The sequence below is a fragment of the Streptococcus hongkongensis genome (assembly GCF_053206145.1).
The window spans coordinates 126,579-146,008 of sequence record NZ_JBRUGD010000002.1; the positions used below are offsets into that span (position 1 = coordinate 126,579).

Genomic DNA, 19,430 nt, shown 5'->3' on the forward strand with positions numbered 1-19,430 from the left:
ATAGTTAACCGGTTAAGTATTTTATCCAAACTATTTTATATTGTCAAGGAGAAAGAATGAAACATTATTCTATAATTATTATTGGTGCTGGTGCAGCAGGTATTGGTTTTGGAGCTGCTCTTCAACGATTAGATATGACAGATTTTATGATTATTGAAAAAGGACAGATTGGTGATAGTTTTTTAAAATGGCCAAAGACTACACATTTTATTACACCTTCATTTACAAGTAACGGCTTTGGTTTTCCTGACCTTAACGCCGTTGTACCAGATACCTCACCTGCTTTTACTTTTGAAAAGGAACATTTATCTGGACCAGAATATGCTCATTATCTGCAACTGGTAGCCGCCCATTATCAGTTGCCAATTGAGTCCCAAACTTTAGTAGAATCGATTGAGCATTCTGAAAATACCTATTATTTACAGACATCAAAAGGAAGGTTTGCTTGCAAGTACCTTATTATGGCAACCGGCGAATTTCAAAATCCAAATACACAGCAAATCAAAGGGGCTGAATTCGGTATCCACTATGGACAAGTTGATAGTTTCCACCTCAAATCAGATGATCCTTTTCTCATCATTGGTGGCAATGAAAGTGCCTGTGATGCCCTAACCCATCTCGCTTCACGAGGGAATCAAGTACACCTTTATACTCCAGAATTAGGTGAAAAGGCTGGTAACCCTGATCCTAGCATCTCTTTATCGCCTCAAACTAAAGAACGGCTCAAGTATTGTCAGGAAATGAAACCACTTAGTGCCCACATACATGAAAATAAAAGAGCTCTTGAAATCAGTAAAATAGGAGAAAATTATCAGGTTCGTTTTTCAGATGATAGTGTTGCTTATAGTAAACATCGTCCTATTTTAGCAACTGGTTTTTTAAACACCAGTCACCTCATTAAAGGACACTCACTTTTTGATTATGATAAGCAGGGGTTACCTATTGTCACAAAAAATGATGAATCATCAAAAGAAACTAGCTGTTTTTTGATTGGGCCAAGTCTTAGACAAGAAAATGTGATTTTTTGTTATATTTATAAATTCAGACAACGCTTTTTACCCCTTATCGTTGAAATCGCTAAAAGAGAAGGTATCACATTAGACTCTGATCAAATTGAATTCTATAAAAATAATCAAATGTTTTTAGACAACTTAAATTGCTGTACTGTAACTTGTGATTGTTAACCAATTGAAAATAATACTTTTATTATTATGTAATTGAAAAAACTAGATAACTTGTACAAGTCATCTAGTTTTTTGCTATTTTATTTTATAAGCATGTGTAAAGTCTACATCAAGTCCAGTTGAGTTACGAACAAGTCCTTTAATATTAGGATTTTGCAGTCCTTCATTTGCTAAATTATAAAGTGGGCTGTAGTGAGCACCTTCATATAAAGCTTTTTCGGCGGCTTTGTAATCATCAGCTGCTGCATCTTTATCTAAAGCATGTGTTGTTAATGCACTCTTATAAGCGGCATCATACTCAGGACTCTTAATTTTACCGTAATTGTAGTCAGAATTTGACGTGAATAGTCCATAGAATGTTGAACCTTCTGGATAATCACCACCCCAACTTACAAAGGCAATTTCAAAGTTTTGATTAGAAGTATCTTTTAGACGTTGCTTGAAAGTCACAAATTTTTCTTCAAGTGTCAAACCTGGTAGATTTTTCTCCCATGATTCCTTGAGATAGTCAACTGCAGATTTTTTCATTGGACTATCAGAATCTGCTAACATGGTCAAGGTTAATTTATCAGTACCAAGTTCTGCTAGTCCTTCTTTAAAGAGTTTGGCTGCTTTTTCTTTATTAAATGTGTAAGGTTGTGACGTGTATTTACCTAAATCTTTACCATCTGTTAATGTTTCCAGACCAGTTGGAGCAAGAGAAGTCGCTGCTTTAGATCCTGTATCTGCTGCTGCTTTTACGAGACCTTCGCGATCAGTCGCTAAATTCAAAGCTTGCCGAATTTTCTGATTTGTTAATGCTTTAACAGATCCTGTCTCGTTATAAACTAAATAATCTGCACGCGCTTCTGGAATTTTAATACCATCTTTATTATTTTTGTTGGCATTGTAGATTGCTGAAGTTCCAGAAATATTAGCGAAGTCTAATTGACCTTGTTTATACATTTGGACGGCAGTATCAGGTTTCTTAACTGCTTGTACTTTTACAGTCTTTGTTTTAACATTTTTGGCATTCCAATAATATTTATTTTTTACTAGCTTAAAGCTACCACTTGTACCATTCCAATCTTTGACAATATATGGGCCAGAGTATAATTGTTTTTCAGAACTTGTTCCATAATCTTTGCCAGCTCTTTCAACAAATTTCTTTTGTTGTGGCATAAAGTTAGAGAAGGATAGGAGACTTTCAAACTGTGGTGCTGGTGTGTCTAACGTAAAGATAATTTTATTGCCCTCAGCTTTTACACCCAATTTATTGAGGTCTTTTTCCTGACCGCCGATAATTTTATCAGCATTTTGTAAATGAGCATCTGTTGTGAGATAAGCATACTCTGACGCAGTCTTAGGATCAACCATCCGTTGCCATGTGTAAACAAAGTCATCAGCTGTCATTTTGCTACCGTCCGACCATTTTAAGTCGTCACGCAATGTTGCTGTATAGGTTTTTCCATCTTTTGAGATATCAACCTTAGTAGCTAAATCTGGAACTAGTTTGCCATCTTTACCTACGCGAAGTAAACTACTTCCTGAATTCCCAATGGCCATTGCTGAATAGCGGTCCGTATTCTTAGAAATATCTAGTGTAATAATTTCTGTGGGTGTATACCAATTGATTGTATCTTTATCCCCAGATTTTGAAGTAGCGTTTGAGCTGCCACACGCTACTAAAGTTGAGACCGTTACAAGAACCAGTCCAGCTGCTGTTAATGTTTTCCATGCCTTCATATCCTATTCTCCTAATTGTATACTCAACTTAATATTTAAGTTATGAAATACATCATATCACAAAATATCTGAATAGACAAACAATTTCAAATATTTTTAAAAAATAAGTTGAAATTGTATATATTATCATTTAAACACCTTATATTTGCTCAACGTCTCACATATATGAATAAAAATAAGACACCTTGTTAGGCGTCTCATCTTATTTTTTGAATTCTTTGACTAAAAGATTAAATTCGTCATTGGTCAAGGTAATCCCTTTTCCCATTTTTGTATGATCAGGACTCCAGGTGCGAATATCCCATTTTGCAGGTGCACCATTAAAAGAGACCCGATTTAGCTCTTTAGTCCAGCCTTTATCATTTTCTGATAAGGTAATTAAATGTTCTTCAATTGTAAACGTAAATTCAGCCATTTTTCCTCCTAATTAATTATTCGAAAAAAATAGAAAATTTCTATCTCTTTTCTTTTAAAAATAACAATTTTACGATAAAATACTATAAAACTATTTTAACAATTTATAAGGAAAATGGCTATGAAATCACTTGTAAATATAATAAAGTCATCTCTTTATGATTTTATTGAAGGTCAACCACATCACTCCTCAAAAAATGACAAAGCTATCTCTCTAACTTCCAATAGGAATATCTCACTGATTAAGCACGCAATGGCCAATGACTTAGCTATTCATGCAATCTGTCCAGATAAAAATGTAACTGGAAAGATTATTAAATATCAAAAGGAACAAGGACAACTTATTATGGAAAACTCTGATGGAAACCTGTCGCTTATTGTCAGGATATCTGAAATTCAAAAAATATCACTTTTACCAAAGGCAAATCAATAAACTCCTCATTTTTGAGGAGTTTATTTTTTATGCTCTGACTGTTTGACTGCTTCCATCTTTTTTGTAGAGGTTAACAAGACCTTCTTTACAGGCACGAATCATGTCACCAGCTTGGACAGGTTGTGGTAATTTGATTGTTAGTAAGGCCATTGGATTTGGTGCGCGATCAATTTTATTACCATCTTCATCATGCAAGTCAACAACTTCTGTTTCAAAATGTCTGAATCCTGGACCATAAAACTCAATTTTGTCCCCTTCATGAATAACATTTCGTTGACGAATTGTGGCTAACATTGTTTCTGAATCAAATGAAACAACTTCTCCGACGAATTTGTATTGTGGTATTTTACGGCGAGCGCCAAATAGCTGTTCATTTTCAGTTGGTGTTCCATAATAGAAACCAGTCGCCAATTCACGTTGAGCGACTTTCCAAAGTTCATCAATCAATTCTTCTTTAATAGCAAAGAATTTTTCAGGACTTTCCATGTAAGCATCTACAGCTGCTTTATAACAATTAGTTACTGTTGATACATAATGAATAGATTTCATACGGCCTTCAATTTTAAGGCTATCAACACCATTTTCAATTAAATCAGGAATATGGTCAATCATACACATATCAACAGATGACATTGAATATTCTTCAGGAATTTCACCTTTCAGTGAGCGTCTCTCAGTACCAAAAGGCATTTCATACAAGTCATACTTCCAGCGGCACGATTGTGAACAGCCACCACGGTTGGCATCACGGTGACTCATATGATTTGAAAGGACGCAACGTCCTGAATAAGAGATACACATCGCTCCATGAACAAAGGCTTCGATTTCTACTTCCGTTCGTTTTCTAATTTCAGCAAGTTCTGCCATATTTACCTCACGCGCCAATACAACACGTGTCAAGCCCATTTCCTTCCAAAATTCAAAGGTTTCATAGTTGGTCGATGAGGCTTGGGTTGATAAATGAATTTCTAAGCCTGGTGCTTCTGCAGAGCAAATCATTATTAAGGCTGGGTCAGACACAATTACAGCATCTAGTCCCATATCTCTTAATTGACGGAACCATTCGCCAGCACCTTCTTCATTGCCTTCATGCGTAACCATATTGGCTGCCACATAGACTTTGGCATCACGTGCATGAGCATAGTCAATTCCTTCTTGCAATTCTTCCATTGAAAAATTACCTGCCCGACTTCTTAGCCCATAAGCTTGACCACCAACGAAAACAGCATCTGCACCATAGTCAATAGCGACCTTCAATTTTTCTAAAGTTCCAGCTGGTGAAAGGACCTCTGGACGTTTTTTTTCTATATTTGACATTTCTTTACCCTTTTTTCTTAAATAGTTTGCGCAAGCAATTCTACCTAGCCTTACTTAACTGTTTTAGGATCAAATTCGTAAAATCCAGTATCTAAACCGCGTCCCAGTGGATGGAGAACTTTCAATTTTTGATCTAGCTCTTCAACTTTTTCTGCGCTGAACTGACCTGCAAGTATGAGATCGCGTGCCTCAATAAAGAGCTTTGTAATGGCAACAAAATTATCTCCTGGACTATAAATACCATCTAATTTCCAATTGTTTAGACCATGGCGGTGCAATTCTTCAAGTTTTGACATCATATTAATATCATTGTTGATAAAGATATGAGTCCCGTGGTTGTCCTGATAAATTGAATAATGGCTAGTTTCATCACCAGGTTCCGACAGGAATAATCCACGGCCTCTGTTTGTTTCATCATCAATATGAGTGAAATTATAATAATTTTCAATCAGCGGTCGTTTTGAATGATGAATTACTGATGCGCCATAAACCAACATTTCAGCTGGAAACTCAATGTTATCAGCCAATGTAAATAATTCTTCTGATGGAATTTCGCGAGCCAAAACAGTTTCAACTGCTCCATGTTGTCCCCAAAAGTTAACTTGACGGCTAGACGTCACAAAAACAGACGTATCATAAATTAAGTTGAAGTTATAGCCATCACGCTTGTTGACATAAAAAAGGCCTGCATCACCAACAACCAAATAATCAACCTTGATTTCTTTCATCAATTCTAAAAAAGGTTTAATATTATCCATCATGTCTTGATGCATCAAAGCGTTGCATGCTACTGTTAGTTCTTTGCCAGCAGCATGTACCAATCCTGCAATTTCTCTAAGTTCATCATAGGTGAAGTTATGCGGTAGTCTTAGACCATAATCTTTTTCACCAACATATATACGATCAACACCAATAGATAATAGGCTTCTTACTTGTTCAATGCTTTCAGCGGTAGCTGTGATAATTATTTTTTCCATATGCCTGTTATTATATCAAATTTTAAAGCTCTTGAGAGCATATTTCTTGTCAATTGTTGCAAATTATGCTTTATTTTTTAATTTTCAAAAAAGTAATGACAAATTTGATTATTTATGATAAAATGACTTAGTATCTCGAAGGAAAGGAGAGGACTATGCCGTCACCATTAAGACAAGAAGAACAGTTCGAACAAACTCATAGTTATCAAGATGAAACACCTAAGTTTCAGGAGTTTCAAGAACTAAATTATCAAAGTGCCAAACTAGAAGATTTATTCTTTTTTGCCTCTGTCGCTATTTTTAGTTTAGTAACTGTTTTTGTTGCATTTGTCCTACTCTCTATCAACTTTTCGCCACTTTGGGCATTTCTATTCTCAAGTTTGGTGAGCTATGGAATAACAAGTGTTTTCAAAAAATCGATTAAAAAACTGATAAAGTAAAAAGTTTTGGGAAATCCCAAAACTTTTTTATATTTCTGAATGTAAAACTTCTTCTGTTTCAGAGCTTGCTTGTGCTTTAGTAATTTCTGATTCAACCGCTGTATCCGAAATAAGATTTTCCGAAGTAGTCATTACTGGAATATCTTCAGTGATAGCACTATAATCAATAATAATGTCATCCTCTGTTAAGACAACTTCATCCGAACCGTCCATATTATCTGGCCTTGTTTCAAATCCTTCTGAAAAGGATTTACTAGCTTTATTAACAAACTGATTTGTTTTTTCTTTAACAACTTCTATAACTTGTTCTGGTGTGATTTCGCCAGTTTCAAATTTATGTTTATAATCATTAAATCTTTCTTTAGCAAGGTTACTATACTCAGTACCCTTCTCTTTTGCCATTTGATGATACTCTTCTGGGTTTTCTTTATAGGCATTATAAGCTTTTTCTGCACGACCTTTAACTTCTTTACCTTTTTCTGTTGTCAAAAAGTAAGCTGTTGCAAGACCAGTTGCTGTACCAATCACTAAAGATTTTAAAAATTTACTCATTGCTTTTCTCCTTTATTTCCAAATATTTTTGAAGCCATTTTACCCACCATAGCTGCTTTACTGACTTTTGAAACACCACTTGTTGCTGAGCTTGCATGTTGTCCTAAAGTTCTTGCGTGTCCATTGAGGTCTGAAACACTTTCAGATAAATCTGCAATTGCAACAAAGAGTGGATCTATAGTTGAAACTTTACCATTGATATCTTCAACTAAAACATTTGCTTTAGCTAAAATCTCATTTGTTTGATATAAGGTAACATTGACATCACTCGTTAAGATCGAGATTGTTTTTTTAGTTTCATCAATGGTCTCAGAAACCTTTTTGAGAACAATAATTAAAAAAATAACTAATGCAACAAATGCAAGGGCAATAATAATAAGTGCAATTCCTACTAAATCCATAATTTCTCCTTCTTCTTATTCCTGATAAAAAGGAACATCTTTTTGCAATCGTCTCCTAATGACAAATGCAAGGCCAACTAAAATAATAACAATGGATACTAATTGTGAAACCCGGATACCTAAAAACATTAAACTATCCGTACGCATCCCCTCAATGACTAAGCGACCGCAGCCATACCAAATCAGATAAAAAGCAAAAATTTCGCCTTCAAAAAGAAACCTTGATTTCCTTCTAGCAATTAAAATAATAATAAAGCCTAATAAATTCCATAAGGACTCAAATAAGAAAGTGGGCATACGATAATGGCCTTCAATATACATTTGTTTTCTGATAAAACTTGGTAAGTAGTTTAAACTGTTAACAGCTTTTCCGTAAGCCTCTTGGTTTACAAAGTTTCCCCAGCGTCCTATTGATTGAGCAATCATCACTCCAGGTACAGTGATATCTAAAAACTTGATTGGGTCAATAACTTTATTGTAGGTATAAAAGTAGAGAACAATTGCTCCTGTAATCAGTCCCCCATAAATAGCTATGCCACCATTCCAAACAGCAAAAATTTCATTTAGGTGTTGTGAGTAGTAGGACCATTCAAAAACAACATAATAAAGTCGAGCGCCTAATATTGCTAATGGGAAAGCAATTAGAATAAAATCAATGATATCATCACTGGTTAAATTTTTACGAGGGGCCTCTTTTGTAGCTAAGTAAACCCCAATCATTAATCCTGTTAATATACAAATGGCATACCAGTGAACGGCCAATGGCCCAATTTGAAATGCGATTGGGTCTATCATTCGTTTTCCTCATTTTGACTAATTAAATTAGTAAGTCTTTCTTCAAAAGTTTTAGTGGCATCAAACCCCATTTGTTTAGCTCGATGGTTCATTGCTGCCGCTTCAATAACGACTGAGACATTTCGACCGGTTTTAACTGGTATCCTTACTCTAGGAATTTTAACACCAGCAAATTCAACATCTTCATTACCATTGCCAAGGCGGTCAAAAATTTTACCGGCTTCAAAGTTTTCTAAATAAATGGCTAATTGCACTTGTGACGAATCCTTAACAGCACTTGCACCATAGAGAGACATGATATCAATAATCCCAACCCCTCTAATCTCTAAAAGATGTCTTAGTATCTCTGCAGGTTCACCCCATAAGGTTTCCTCATCTTTAGCATAGACGTCTACTCGGTCATCAGCAACTAATCTATGGCCACGTTTAACAAGCTCTAAACCGGTTTCACTTTTACCAATTCCTGAGTCTCCTTGGATAAGCACACCCATTCCATAGATATCCATCAATACCCCATGAACACTTGTTCGTTCAGCTAATGCAGCACCTATGAAAAATGAAATTTCTCCTTGCAAACGACTTGTTGAAGCCTTACTCTGCAATAATGCAATCCCTTCTTCCTCGGCAGCCTTCAGCATTTCTTCTGGTATAGGAAGATCTCTTGCAACAATAACTGCAGGTGTTTCATTTTTAAACATCTCTTTTAAAACTGAAAAACGATTATGCGAGGTCATCTTAGTAAGATATGACCATTCTTTCATCCCAAATAATTGGATACGCTCTGGAGCATAATAATCAAAATACCCAGTCATTTCAAGACCTGGTCTTGAGATATCTGAGGTTATGATTTCTTTATTTAATGATTCATCAGTGCCGTAGATAACAGTCAAGCGCACTTTTTCTACAAGCATCTTCACAGTAACTGACATAATTTCTCCTTTTTTACATTATATCATAATTCAATCATCAAACCCTTTTGTAGACTCATTTTTAACTGATAACTATAAAAATAATAGAAAAAAAGAAAAGGACTCGACATCTCCTATACAGTCCTTTTCTATATTGACTTATTTCCTTGAGATAACATGCTTTCCTGTTTTAAAGCTTGCTTTTCTTAAGGTCTATCGTTTACCAAAACCATCCATCATCTTCATCATCTACAACTTCTGCATCTTTTCGACGCCTTGGACCACTGCCTCGTTTTTTAGCAATTAAATCTTCTTTATATGGTAAAAATATCGCTAACAAAATGTAAATCACAAGTCCAAAACCGCTTGAGTAGATTAATAAAGCTGCAAAGACTCTAGCAATCGCCAAGTCCCAATGATACTTATCAGCTAATCCAGCTACAACGCCTGATACTAATCTATTTTTGCGTTGTTTATAAAATACTGTTTCCAATAGCCACTCCTCCTTTACTGATTTATTTAATTATAGCCCCAAAATGCGAGAAATAAATCAGTCTTTTGACTGATTTATTTTGCCTATTTTTCCTTGACAAATCCCACAAACATAGTTTCGTGTGTTAATCTGTCGTCGTCTTGTAAAATGATAACCACATGATTTACAGTAATAATGAATTCGTTTGATATTCTGACTACTAGGTGCATAGCGCAAGCCATCTACCTGTAATAAAAGGGCCTTAAAATCAGCATCTCCATGCTTATACCCTTTTTGAGCCAGATACAGATGATAGTGACAGAGCTCATGCCTAACGATTTTTCGAAAAATGTCTAGTCCAAATTCTTCATAAAGTTTGGGATTAAAATCAAGATGACCGTCGTTTGGGAAAAATCTTCCGCCTGTTGTCCTCAAACGCTTGTTCCAATGAGCCTGATGTCGAAAAGGTTGCCCAAAATCTTCTATAGAAACTTACTTAACATATTCAGTTAGATTCATTAGGAGCTAACAAACTAAGGTTGACTTTATGGCGGTCAATATCAATTTTAGATACCCAAACCGTCACTAAGTCTCCTACGGAAACCACTTGGCTAGGATGATTAACAAATGTTTTACTCATTTCAGAAATATGAATTAATCCATCTTCATGGACACCAATATCAACAAAAGCACCAAAATCAACCACATTTCTAACTGTACCTTCAAGTTTTTGGCCAATCTTTAAATCTTTCAAATCTAAAACATCTTGGCGAAGTACTGGTGTTTGGAAATCATCGCGAAGGTCTCTCCCAGGTTTAAGTAAATCATCGATAATGTCTTTTAATGTTTCAAAACCAATCGAGAGTTGTTCAGCCATCGCTTTACAATTTAAAGACTTGAGTTTTTCTTTAGCCTCTTGATCTAACTCTGTAATCGCTAATGCTTTAAAAAGCTGCTCTACCGCTGGATAAGATTCTGGATGAACACCTGTATTATCTAAAATATTCTCACCATTTGGTATCCGCAAGAAACCAGCTGCTTGTTCAAAAGCTTTTGCTCCCAAGCGTGGCACTTTCTTAATAGCTTCACGCGAAGGAATGCGGCCATTCTCCTCACGGTACTTGACGATATTTTCCGAAATTGTTTTATTAAGACCAGAAACATGGGACAAAAGTACTGAACTGGCTGTATTGATATTAACACCAACTTGGTTTACCACGGTATCAACCACGAAATCCAAATTATCAGTCAATTTCTTCTGACTAACATCATGCTGATATTGACCTACACCAATTGACTTGGGATCTATTTTAACTAACTCAGCTAGTGGATCTTGCAAACGCCTTGCAATTGAAATAGCAGAGCGTTTTTCAACTGTTAATTCTGGGAATTCCTGTCTTGCTAGTTCAGAGGCAGAATAGACCGAAGCACCGCTTTCATTAACAATGACATATGATGTACTTGGAAAGTCCTTAAGAATTTCCGCTACAAATGCTTCGCTTTCACGGCTAGCCGTGCCATTACCAATAGCAATAATTTCGATTTGATAAGTCTGAATCAGTTCAGCAAGTTCTTTTTTGGCTGTTTGAATTTTAGACTGGCTTGCTGGTGCAACTGGATAGATAACATGAGTTGTCATTAATTTTCCAGTTTGGTCTACGATAGCTAACTTAGCGCCAGTTCGAAAGGCTGGGTCAAATCCCAATACCATCTTCCCTTTTAAAGGTGAGACCAAAAGTAGGTTTCTTAAGTTTTCAGAGAATAATTGAATTGCTCCATCTTCAGCTGCTTCAGTAAGTTCTGTTCGAATACGACGTTCCATTGCAGGGATAATTTTTTTCTTAAGTGCTTGTTGAATCAACTCTTCAATATAAGGATTTTTTTCCTTAAAACGAACACTATAAAAGCGCAACATTTTATCTAAGTTATGCTCAAACCTTACCTTTAAGACACCAAGTTTCTCACCACGGTTTAATGCTAACGTTCTATAACCTTGCATTTTGGAAACTTTATCAGAAAAGTCATAATAAATTTGAAAAACCTTCTTGTCATCAAGCTCTTGATCTTTAAGTTGAGAAACAATATGACTATAATTCCAAATTTCATTATAAGTCCATGAACGAAGTTTGGCATCTTCAGACATAGCTTCAACTAAAATATCCACTGCTCCAGCTAAAGCTTTTTCTGGAATAGGGAAAGCCTCACTTGTGTATTTTTCAGCTTCTAATTCCAAGTGGCTTGCATTTTGTAAAATAAGACGAGCAAGTGGAAAAAGTCCAGCTTCACGGGCAATAGTTGCTTTAGTTCTTCTTTTTTCTTTATATGGGAGATAGAGTTCTTCAACATCAGCCAATTTTTCAGCAGCTTCGATTGCTGCTTTAAGCTGATCAGATAGCTTGCCTTGCTCAGCAATTTTAGCTAACACCGTTTCTTTTCTATCTCTTAAAGCTGTTAATGATTTTTGACTATCAATGATTGCTTTAAGAGCTACTTCATCTAAGTTTCCAGTAACTTCTTTACGATAACGAGCAATAAATGGAATAGTATTTCCTTCGGCCGTTAACTCTAAAACATCTTGAATTTGTTTTTTTGAGATTGCTAATTGTTCAGCAATTGTTTCAATAATTGTATTTTCCATAATACCATTATTATACCATAAAATAGCTTGTTAAAAGGCTTTCAATCTATTTTTTAAAGAGAGATGATATCAAAAAGGTTGCCCATTGAGCAACCTTTTGATTAATTTAATTCAACTATTTCACCAGTTTCCAAATAAACGAGACGCTCACAAATATTTGAAATATAATCTGCGAATCGTTCAATATGTCCCATCATGTAGAGGTATTCTGTACCATTTCTAATGGATGTTTCTTGCCCCTTCATTTCAGACATAATTTCTTTTGACGTAACATAATACAATTCATCAATAGCTTCATCTTGTTTAACAATTTCAATTGCTTTATCAAGTTTGCGTTTTGGAAAGGCAGCTAATAAATCAGATAACATCTTCAAAGCTTTTTGACCAGCTTCATGAATATGCTCTTCAATTGAATCAAGTGAATCTGCTTCTTTCAATCGCAATATCGAGCGAGAAATTCCTGCCATATGATCACCCATCCGTTCTAAATCAGAACAGGCAGACATGATCGTAATAACGAAGCGAAGGTCTGTCACCTGTGGTTGCTGAAGGGCTAATATGCGCGCGCAAGCTAATTCAACATCAATTTGTGCTTGATTGATTTGTTTATCCTCTTCAATAATTTTTTCAGCCATTTCACCATCTTTGGCTGCTAAAGCTAGTAATGCCTTTGAAGCAGCTTCAATAACTGACTGCCCAAGTGCTAAAAATTGTTGCTCTAATTGTTGGAGTTCTAATTCAAATTGCTCTCTCATCTTAAGTCCTTTCTCTAACCGAAGCGACCAGAAATATAATCTTCTGTTCTCTTATCTTTAGGATTTGTGAAAATAGCTAGAGTATCACCAAATTCACAGATTTCACCTGTTAGGAAAAAAGCTGTCTTATCTGAGATACGCGAAGCTTGTTGCATATTATGAGTAACAATAATAATAGTGTAATCTTTTTTCAAATTTTGAACTAAATCTTCAATTTTTAAAGTTGAAATAGGATCTAATGCCGAAGTTGGTTCATCCATTAGTAAGACATCAGGTTCTACAGCTAGAGCTCGCGCAATACAGATCCGTTGTTGCTGACCACCAGAAAGTGACATGGCATTTTTTTTGAGATCATCTTTGACTTCATCCCAAATAGCTGCGCCCTTTAGACTTTTTTCTACAATTGCATCAAGTTGCGCTTTATCTTTGATACCATGTGTCCTTGGGCCATAGGCTACGTTATCATAAATGGACATCGAAAATGGATTTGGTTGTTGGAAAACCATCCCAACACGCTTACGAAGGCTATTAAGATTCATATCTTTACCATAGATGTTTTTATCATCTAAAAGAATATCTCCTTCAATACGACAAGTCGGTACTAAATCATTCATTCGGTTCAAAGATTTTAAAAAGGTTGATTTACCACATCCAGAAGGTCCAATCAAGGCTGTAATTTGCCCTTCAGGTAATTCAATTGAGATATCTTTTAGGGCGTGAAAATCCCCATAGAATAAGTCAAGGTTTTTTACGGAAAAAGTTCCCATTAGTTAGATGCTCCTTTCACAAGGCGACGAGATAATAAACTAGAAATAGCATTAATAACTAGTACAGTAATAATTAAGATAACCCCAGTAGCATAGGCTTCATTAACATGAAGCCCTTCACTAGACAACATATACATATGCAAAGCTAGTGAACGACCAGAAGACATGATACTTGTTGGGGCATTAGTCGATGTCCCTAAGGTATACATTAGGGCTGCCGTTTCACCAACAATACGTCCAATAGCCAAAATAACACCCGCTAAAATACCTGGCATAGCAACTGGTAAGACAATGTTAAAAACTGTCCTAAGCTTCCCTGCTCCCAAACCAAAACTAGCTTGACGCATGCTATCACTGACTGACAGTAATGCTTCTTCTGTTGATCGAATGATGACAGGCAATACCATGATAACAGAGGTTAAAATCCCTGAGAGTAAGGAGTATTGAAATTTTAGGAAGACAACAAAGAATAGCATCCCGAAAAGACCAAATACAATCGAAGGGATACCAGCTAAGGTATCTGCTGCAATACGGATCATTTTGACCCAAATGGAGCCTTTTTTAGCATATTCAACTAAATAGAACCCTGCAAATACCCCTATAGGTAAGGCAATTAATAATGAGCCAAAAACTAAAATTAAAGTAGAAATAATAGCTGGCATCAAGGAAACATTCTCACTCGTATATTTCCATTCGAATAATGAAGGGGTAATATGTGGTAACCCATTAACAAGAATAAAACCAACAATAAGAAAGAGTGAGCCAAATGTTAGTAAGGTAAAAAGGTAAACTAAGGTTTTTAAAATATATCTACTCATTTACTGATTTTCCTTTCATGTATGAGAACCAAGCATTGATGATCAGAATAAAGATGAACAAGACAGCTGATGTCGCAATCAAGGCTTCTCTATGTTGACCAGATGCATAAGCCATTTCAAGTACAATATTCGTAGTCATCGTCCGTGTTCCTTCAAATAAACCCGTCGGAATAACTGGTTGGTTACCCGCAACAAGGATAACGGCCATTGTTTCTCCGATTGCTCTACCAATCCCTAAGATAATTGCTGAAAAAATACCAGACTTGGCTGCCGGAACAATGACACTAAAAATGGTCCGTTCATGGCTGGCACCCAAAGCTAAACTTCCAGAATAAAAAGAGCTAGGCACAGTTCTAATAGCGGATTCTGTCAAGCTAATAACAGTAGGTAATATCATGATTCCCAACAATATTGAGGCTGTAATCACAGACATCCCATTACCAGAAAAAGTTCGAATCCAAGGAACCAATAATTGCAAGCCAAAAAATCCGTAGACGATAGATGGAATAGCTGCCATCATATTAACTGCTGATTTTAAGAAACTATAAATTGGTTTGGGACAATAGTAAACCATAAAGACAGAAGTAAAGATGCCTGTTGGCACACCCACAATTATGGCACCCAGTGTAATTAACAGGGAACCAATTATCATTGGTAAAATACCAAAACTTGCTGGAGAATTAGATGGCGACCAATTTGATCCAAACAAGAATTTTACAAGACCATATTTTCCGATGAAGGGAAGACCATTCATAAAAATAAAAATACAGATTAATAATATGGCAACAATCGACATTGTTGCACTAAGGAAAAATAGAATTCGAAAGAATTCTTCTTTAAACGCTTGTTTTTTCACGCGCTATCCTTTCTATACGAATGAAAGTAAGGGAGACTCTTGTCTCCCTTACACTCTCTTAGACTTATTTTACTTTATCCCAACTTGTCACTTTCCCAGTGAACACGTCCGTGATTGAATTCATACTGATTTTTTCAGCTTTATTGTCTTTATTGACAACTACTGCAATTCCATCAAGTGCAATTTCATCATGTTTTAAGTCTTTTCCTTCTTCAGGAGTAAGTTCACGAGATACCATACCAATATCTGCTGTTTTTTCTTTCGCCGCGGTAATCCCTGCTGAAGAACCATTAGCTGTAATATCGATTGTTACATCTGGATTTTCTTTTTTGTATGCTTCAACAAATTTTTCCATAAGTGGTGTTACAGATGTTGACCCAACAATTGATAATTTGCCAGCCATTTTTTGTGATGTGTATTCTTTTGTATTGTCTTTTGCTTCAACAAATTTATTATCCGTTACAACTTTTTGTCCTTGTTTTGAATGGATGAAAGAGATAAAATCTTTTCCTAAAGCTGATAAGTTGTCATTGTAAACAATATTGAAGGGACGTTGAAGCGGGTATTCTTTATCTTTAACAGCTTTAGAACTTGCTTCTACATCATCCACTTTAAGGGCTTTAACATTTTTATTTAGTGACCCAAGTGAAATATATCCTACAGCATCTTTATTTCCAGAAACTGCTGAAATGACCCCTTCTGTACTGTTTTGAACAACTGCTGATTTCGAAGTATTATCAGTTTGTTTGTCACCATTTTTTTTCAAGATACCTGTAATTTCTGTAAATGCTCCGCGTGTTCCTGAACCATCTTCACGTGTGATAACTTCAATCTTACCACCAGATGTGCTTCCTGACTTTGCATCATTATTGCCACAAGCTACTAAGCCAAGACTAGACAAACCAAGAACTGCAAGAGCAATCATTTTTTGAATTTTCATAAGTTTCACCTTTAAATTTATTTTTAAACTTCTTGTAGATTTGCTACACATTTAGTTTATCAATACTTTGTAAAGGTTTATCCCCTATTTTTGTAAAGATTTTGTAAAGATTTATAATAAAATATCTAAAGAAAAAAGAAGTCATCTAGACTTCCTTAATTATTGCTTAATCATCCTTTTAGGGAGTGTCAAAGTAAAAACACTACCACTTCCAAGCCGACTCGAAACACTAACTGTACCAGATAATAATTGACTGAGTTCTTTCACAATAGAAAGCCCTAATCCAGTTCCACCACTTTGTCGGCTTCGTCCTTTATTAACACGATAAAACCGTTCAAAAATGCGTTCAATTTCTAATTGACTAATTCCTATCCCTGTATCTTTTACACTTATTGTAATCGTATCAGCTAATTCTCTAGTGACTAAAACAATATCTCCGCCATCCTCGGTATAACGAATGGCATTTGACAAAAGATTTAATATTATTTGAGATAAGAGGTATTTATCTGAAACGATGATGACCGGAGCCTTTAAATCAAAATGTAATGTTAAGTGTTTTTGTTGAAGTTGATGCTTTAAGCTATTGCCAATATATTGAAGAAATTCAGTTAAGTTAATTTCTGTCTTTTGTAACTGTGTTTTCTTAACCTTCGAAAGTGTCAGCATATGTTCTACAATATGTTCTAAGCGCAAGCTTTCATTATAAATAATATCTAGAAATTCATTTTTCAGGGTCGCCTCATCTTCAGACATTGATTTTATTGTCTCAGCAAAGCCTTTAATTGAGGTAACCGGCGTCCTTAATTCATGTGACGCATTAGAAATGAAATCCATATTCAATTTTTCATAGGCTCTTATCGTTGTTAAATCATAGAGTAAAACAAGAATTTGGTCTGTTATCTTATCCTCATTCACAATAGGCACTGCAGTCACTTCCAAAATAAGATCACCCTCATGAAATCCTCTTAACTCTTTTTTTATGGTCTCCTTACTGTCAAAGGTTTGTTTGACAAGTGCTTTAATATCCATACGACTAATGTCATCTAAATTTTTATAACGAGGCTTAGTATCCGGAAAATAGTTAGGCAAGGAGTGACTGTGAATGAGAATTTCTTGCTTCCGATTAACTAAAAACATCCCCATGGTGAGGTGTGATAGCAGAGCTTGTAAGTTATCTGACATGGTCTTGATATTAATTTCTTGCTCTTGACTAGCCTTACGAAAACTCACTAACAAATGCGTCAACTCTTGAATATCTTTATCTTTGGATGAATTAAAATAGTTGACCGTCTGTGAATGATCAATCAGATCTCTTAGGTCTTTATGACAATCATATAATTTTTTAAAAAAAAACAATAGCAGTAAACAAAAGACACCTGCCATACTGGACCAAACCGTTTTATTTCCAAAATTAAGGGCGATAAGCAAGTTAGTCAGTAATAATAAAGTACAAGTTATGACCAGACTGTTAAGCCATTTTTTCATCCTTTATCTCCTTGAACTTATAACCGTAGCCTCTGATTGTTTTGATATATTGAGGATTTTTGGGGTCATCTTCAATTTTTTCACGTAGTTTTCCAATATGAACATCGACTAAACGTGTTTCCTGACCAAAATCATATCCCCATATTCTTTCGAGCAGTCTTTCTCTTGTCAAAGTCATATTAGGGTGTTTAATTAAATAAAGCAGTAACTCATACTCTTTAGGCGTCAAATTAAGTGTGTCCTGCCCTTTATAGACTTCATGGCGATCAGGAAAAACACGTAAGCCATTGACCAGCCATTGCTCGTCACTCAAGTCATTATCGTCATCAGTGCTATTATTTTTATCTGTTCGGCGAAGAATAGCTTTAACACGTGCAACTAACTCTCTAGGGCTGAATGGTTTCGTTAAATAATCATCTGCCCCCAACTCTAGTGCCAATACCTTATCAAATTCATCACCCTTGGCAGATACCATCATTATTGGTGTAGTTAGGCCTTTTGCTCTAATACGCTTACAGACTTCTATGCCATCTAATTGCGGTAACATAATGTCCAATAGAATAAAATCAAAATGCTCAGTTTCAGCTAATTTTAGCGCTGTCCTACCATCACCGACCAACTCTGTTTCATAGCCTTCTTTAGTTAAATGATAATCTAATAGTCGAAGGATATGTTCTTCATCATCTACCAGTAAAACGTGTTTTTTCATTGCTATCTCCTATGAAATTTATTATATCACATTTTTCTGAAAACATAATTTCACCACAAACCTAAAAAAAGCAACCACGCAAGGTAGTTTGCTTTGGTATTTAAATGGTTAACTCAATACTGTTTCCTTCTGGATCTTGAATAACAGCTTCATAATAACCATCTCCAGTAGTTCGAGGCCCATTTTGAATAGGAAAACCATTGGCTTGCATTGCAAAAGCAAATTCATCCACTGCTTCTTTGGAACCTAATGCAAAAGCAAGATGAGCTAAACCAAATTGATCATGATTTTGTTCTGCAAGCCCTTTTTTAGTCATAATTTCTAGGCGACTACCAGATTCAAACGTTAAAAAATAGGAATAAAAGCCCGTTTTAGGATTATGTTCAATCTTAAATTGCATGTTACTTCTCCTTTATGATTTTAAGAATAGTATAAGCCTTTTCACATAAAATAACTTGTATAAAAAAATCATATCCTGATACTATTATTTGAATACTGTTTCTATAAATAAAAGAAATGACACTTTTCTTTATTCCTTCTAGCATTTATCTTTTCTTTTATTTGTAAATGATAGTATAATAGTTATATCGTAATAGAAAGTTGGTTTTAAAATGGCAATTACTCATAAAAAAAATGATAACTTAGAAAAAATGATGGCTGGTTTTGCTAGTATTCCTAGTTTTGATAAACCTATTAATGTTGACGCAGAAGGTAAGTTTATCCCTGCATCAAATGAAAAAGAACAAAAAAGAATGGATGATAACTAATGAAGCGTCCATTAGGAAGTCAAGCGACTTCTCTTTTTTTGCTAACATGTAGTCATCTCCATTTTATTTTTAGAAAG

The 19,430-nt window shown here is 35.3% G+C and carries 23 protein-coding genes; 4 read left to right on the plus strand and 19 right to left on the minus strand.

The features are described 5' to 3' along the window. Positions 1–56: 56 nt before the first annotated feature. Positions 57–1,184: an NAD(P)/FAD-dependent oxidoreductase gene (locus ACVRZD_RS01785; protein ID WP_037625039.1), complete on the plus strand. Its 1,128-nt coding sequence runs from the start codon at positions 57–59 to the stop codon at positions 1,182–1,184. 75 nt (positions 1,185–1,259) lie between these two features. Here ACVRZD_RS01785 and ACVRZD_RS01790 read toward each other — a convergent pair whose 3' ends face one another. Beyond that, positions 1,260–2,909, minus strand: coding sequence for a peptide ABC transporter substrate-binding protein (locus ACVRZD_RS01790; protein WP_037625040.1), 1,650 nt, complete (start codon positions 2,907–2,909; stop codon positions 1,260–1,262). 202 nt (positions 2,910–3,111) lie between these two features. After that, complete coding sequence (locus tag ACVRZD_RS01795) at positions 3,112–3,324, minus strand: YdbC family protein (protein WP_037625042.1); 213 nt, start codon at positions 3,322–3,324, stop codon at positions 3,112–3,114. A 120-nt stretch (positions 3,325–3,444) separates the two neighbouring features. Here ACVRZD_RS01795 and ACVRZD_RS01800 point away from each other — a divergent pair, with 120 nt between their 5' ends. Further along, a complete protein-coding gene (locus ACVRZD_RS01800) occupies positions 3,445–3,756 on the plus strand; it encodes a hypothetical protein (RefSeq protein ID WP_037625044.1) in 312 nt (103 codons plus the stop codon). A gap of 27 nt (positions 3,757–3,783) precedes the next feature. Here ACVRZD_RS01800 and ACVRZD_RS01805 read toward each other — a convergent pair whose 3' ends face one another. Further along, positions 3,784–5,073 carry a peptidase U32 family protein gene (locus tag ACVRZD_RS01805; RefSeq protein WP_447450207.1) on the minus strand — a complete coding sequence of 430 codons (1,290 nt, stop codon included), beginning with the start codon at positions 5,071–5,073 and terminating at the stop codon, positions 3,784–3,786. Positions 5,074–5,123: 50 nt separating this feature from the next. Further along, the gene (locus tag ACVRZD_RS01810; protein ID WP_037625045.1) at positions 5,124–6,050 is read right to left on the minus strand and encodes a peptidase U32 family protein; all 927 of its coding nucleotides are present in this window, start codon (positions 6,048–6,050) and stop codon (positions 5,124–5,126) included. Between the two features lie 155 nt (positions 6,051–6,205). Between ACVRZD_RS01810 and ACVRZD_RS01815 the strand changes: the two genes are divergently transcribed. Continuing rightward, positions 6,206–6,490, plus strand: a complete 285-nt coding sequence (locus tag ACVRZD_RS01815; RefSeq protein ID WP_037625047.1) for a DUF3270 domain-containing protein — start codon at positions 6,206–6,208, stop codon at positions 6,488–6,490. A gap of 27 nt (positions 6,491–6,517) precedes the next feature. On the opposite strand, the gene ACVRZD_RS01820 is transcribed toward ACVRZD_RS01815, so the two are convergent. The 15 genes from ACVRZD_RS01820 to ACVRZD_RS01890 all read right to left on the minus strand — a co-directional run bounded on the left by ACVRZD_RS01820 (position 6,518) and on the right by ACVRZD_RS01890 (position 18,986). Next, a complete protein-coding gene (locus ACVRZD_RS01820; protein WP_037625049.1) occupies positions 6,518–7,042 on the minus strand; it encodes a YtxH domain-containing protein in 525 nt (174 codons plus the stop codon). After that, positions 7,039–7,443: a DUF948 domain-containing protein gene (locus ACVRZD_RS01825; protein ID WP_037625051.1), complete on the minus strand. Its 405-nt coding sequence runs from the start codon at positions 7,441–7,443 to the stop codon at positions 7,039–7,041. The genes ACVRZD_RS01820 and ACVRZD_RS01825 overlap by 4 nt, the downstream gene beginning before the upstream one ends. A 15-nt stretch (positions 7,444–7,458) precedes the next feature. Continuing rightward, a complete protein-coding gene (lgt, locus tag ACVRZD_RS01830; protein WP_037625052.1) occupies positions 7,459–8,238 on the minus strand; it encodes a prolipoprotein diacylglyceryl transferase in 780 nt (259 codons plus the stop codon). After that, on the minus strand, positions 8,235–9,167 hold the full coding sequence (hprK, locus tag ACVRZD_RS01835; RefSeq protein WP_447450208.1) for an HPr(Ser) kinase/phosphatase: 933 nt from the start codon (positions 9,165–9,167) through the stop codon (positions 8,235–8,237). The genes lgt and hprK overlap by 4 nt, the downstream gene beginning before the upstream one ends. 199 nt (positions 9,168–9,366) lie before the next feature. Further along, on the minus strand, positions 9,367–9,639 hold the full coding sequence (locus ACVRZD_RS01840) for a PspC domain-containing protein (RefSeq protein ID WP_037625053.1): 273 nt from the start codon (positions 9,637–9,639) through the stop codon (positions 9,367–9,369). 57 nt (positions 9,640–9,696) lie between these two features. Further along, the gene (locus ACVRZD_RS01845) at positions 9,697–10,104 is read right to left on the minus strand and encodes a SprT family protein (RefSeq protein WP_230588931.1); all 408 of its coding nucleotides are present in this window, start codon (positions 10,102–10,104) and stop codon (positions 9,697–9,699) included. Positions 10,105–10,123: 19 nt separating this feature from the next. Then, entirely contained in the window at positions 10,124–12,256 is a 2,133-nt protein-coding gene (locus ACVRZD_RS01850; RefSeq protein ID WP_037625058.1) for a Tex family protein, read from the minus strand. Positions 12,257–12,357: 101 nt separating this feature from the next. Then, positions 12,358–13,011 (minus strand): phosphate signaling complex protein PhoU, encoded by a 654-nt coding sequence (gene phoU, locus ACVRZD_RS01855; protein WP_037625059.1) that lies wholly within the window; start codon positions 13,009–13,011, stop codon positions 12,358–12,360. Positions 13,012–13,025: 14 nt separating this feature from the next. Then, positions 13,026–13,778, minus strand: a complete 753-nt coding sequence (gene pstB, locus ACVRZD_RS01860) for a phosphate ABC transporter ATP-binding protein PstB (RefSeq protein ID WP_447450209.1) — start codon at positions 13,776–13,778, stop codon at positions 13,026–13,028. Next, positions 13,778–14,596, minus strand: coding sequence for a phosphate ABC transporter permease PstA (pstA, locus tag ACVRZD_RS01865; protein ID WP_037625060.1), 819 nt, complete (start codon positions 14,594–14,596; stop codon positions 13,778–13,780). Before pstA ends, pstB begins: the two co-directional genes overlap by 1 nt. Further along, positions 14,589–15,452, minus strand: a complete 864-nt coding sequence (gene pstC, locus ACVRZD_RS01870) for a phosphate ABC transporter permease subunit PstC (protein ID WP_037625062.1) — start codon at positions 15,450–15,452, stop codon at positions 14,589–14,591. The genes pstA and pstC overlap by 8 nt, the downstream gene beginning before the upstream one ends. Positions 15,453–15,516: 64 nt before the next feature. Beyond that, on the minus strand, positions 15,517–16,392 hold the full coding sequence (locus ACVRZD_RS01875; protein ID WP_037625064.1) for a substrate-binding domain-containing protein: 876 nt from the start codon (positions 16,390–16,392) through the stop codon (positions 15,517–15,519). Between the two features lie 159 nt (positions 16,393–16,551). Continuing rightward, positions 16,552–17,877, minus strand: a complete 1,326-nt coding sequence (gene pnpS / locus ACVRZD_RS01880) for a two-component system histidine kinase PnpS (protein ID WP_037625065.1) — start codon at positions 17,875–17,877, stop codon at positions 16,552–16,554. Then, complete coding sequence (locus tag ACVRZD_RS01885) at positions 17,861–18,586, minus strand: response regulator transcription factor (protein WP_037625067.1); 726 nt, start codon at positions 18,584–18,586, stop codon at positions 17,861–17,863. Before ACVRZD_RS01885 ends, pnpS begins: the two co-directional genes overlap by 17 nt. A 100-nt stretch (positions 18,587–18,686) precedes the next feature. Further along, complete coding sequence (locus tag ACVRZD_RS01890) at positions 18,687–18,986, minus strand: VOC family protein (protein ID WP_080730834.1); 300 nt, start codon at positions 18,984–18,986, stop codon at positions 18,687–18,689. Between the two features lie 211 nt (positions 18,987–19,197). Here ACVRZD_RS01890 and ACVRZD_RS01895 point away from each other — a divergent pair, with 211 nt between their 5' ends. Next, on the plus strand, positions 19,198–19,353 hold the full coding sequence (locus tag ACVRZD_RS01895; RefSeq protein WP_037625069.1) for an SPJ_0845 family protein: 156 nt from the start codon (positions 19,198–19,200) through the stop codon (positions 19,351–19,353). Positions 19,354–19,430: the final 77 nt, after the last annotated feature.

What these genes read in the sequence shown, in the direction of transcription:
- ACVRZD_RS01885 (WP_037625067.1), bottom strand. Translation starts at nt 18,586, where the DNA reads ATGAAAAAACACGTTTTACTGGTAGATGATGAAGAACATATCCTTCGA.
- pstB (WP_447450209.1), bottom strand. Translation starts at nt 13,778, where the DNA reads ATGGGAACTTTTTCCGTAAAAAACCTTGACTTATTCTATGGGGATTTT.
- phoU (WP_037625059.1), bottom strand. Translation starts at nt 13,011, where the DNA reads ATGAGAGAGCAATTTGAATTAGAACTCCAACAATTAGAGCAACAATTT.
- ACVRZD_RS01890 (WP_080730834.1), bottom strand. Translation starts at nt 18,986, where the DNA reads ATGCAATTTAAGATTGAACATAATCCTAAAACGGGCTTTTATTCCTAT.
- ACVRZD_RS01790 (WP_037625040.1), bottom strand. Translation starts at nt 2,909, where the DNA reads ATGAAGGCATGGAAAACATTAACAGCAGCTGGACTGGTTCTTGTAACG.
- ACVRZD_RS01785 (WP_037625039.1), top strand. Translation starts at nt 57, where the DNA reads ATGAAACATTATTCTATAATTATTATTGGTGCTGGTGCAGCAGGTATT.
- ACVRZD_RS01875 (WP_037625064.1), bottom strand. Translation starts at nt 16,392, where the DNA reads ATGAAAATTCAAAAAATGATTGCTCTTGCAGTTCTTGGTTTGTCTAGT.
- ACVRZD_RS01810 (WP_037625045.1), bottom strand. Translation starts at nt 6,050, where the DNA reads ATGGAAAAAATAATTATCACAGCTACCGCTGAAAGCATTGAACAAGTA.
- ACVRZD_RS01805 (WP_447450207.1), bottom strand. Translation starts at nt 5,073, where the DNA reads ATGTCAAATATAGAAAAAAAACGTCCAGAGGTCCTTTCACCAGCTGGA.
- pnpS (WP_037625065.1), bottom strand. Translation starts at nt 17,877, where the DNA reads ATGAAAAAATGGCTTAACAGTCTGGTCATAACTTGTACTTTATTATTA.
- ACVRZD_RS01795 (WP_037625042.1), bottom strand. Translation starts at nt 3,324, where the DNA reads ATGGCTGAATTTACGTTTACAATTGAAGAACATTTAATTACCTTATCA.
- ACVRZD_RS01820 (WP_037625049.1), bottom strand. Translation starts at nt 7,042, where the DNA reads ATGAGTAAATTTTTAAAATCTTTAGTGATTGGTACAGCAACTGGTCTT.
- ACVRZD_RS01815 (WP_037625047.1), top strand. Translation starts at nt 6,206, where the DNA reads ATGCCGTCACCATTAAGACAAGAAGAACAGTTCGAACAAACTCATAGT.
- ACVRZD_RS01800 (WP_037625044.1), top strand. Translation starts at nt 3,445, where the DNA reads ATGAAATCACTTGTAAATATAATAAAGTCATCTCTTTATGATTTTATT.
- lgt (WP_037625052.1), bottom strand. Translation starts at nt 8,238, where the DNA reads ATGATAGACCCAATCGCATTTCAAATTGGGCCATTGGCCGTTCACTGG.
- hprK (WP_447450208.1), bottom strand. Translation starts at nt 9,167, where the DNA reads ATGTCAGTTACTGTGAAGATGCTTGTAGAAAAAGTGCGCTTGACTGTT.
- ACVRZD_RS01850 (WP_037625058.1), bottom strand. Translation starts at nt 12,256, where the DNA reads ATGGAAAATACAATTATTGAAACAATTGCTGAACAATTAGCAATCTCA.
- ACVRZD_RS01895 (WP_037625069.1), top strand. Translation starts at nt 19,198, where the DNA reads ATGGCAATTACTCATAAAAAAAATGATAACTTAGAAAAAATGATGGCT.
- ACVRZD_RS01825 (WP_037625051.1), bottom strand. Translation starts at nt 7,443, where the DNA reads ATGGATTTAGTAGGAATTGCACTTATTATTATTGCCCTTGCATTTGTT.
- pstA (WP_037625060.1), bottom strand. Translation starts at nt 14,596, where the DNA reads ATGAGTAGATATATTTTAAAAACCTTAGTTTACCTTTTTACCTTACTA.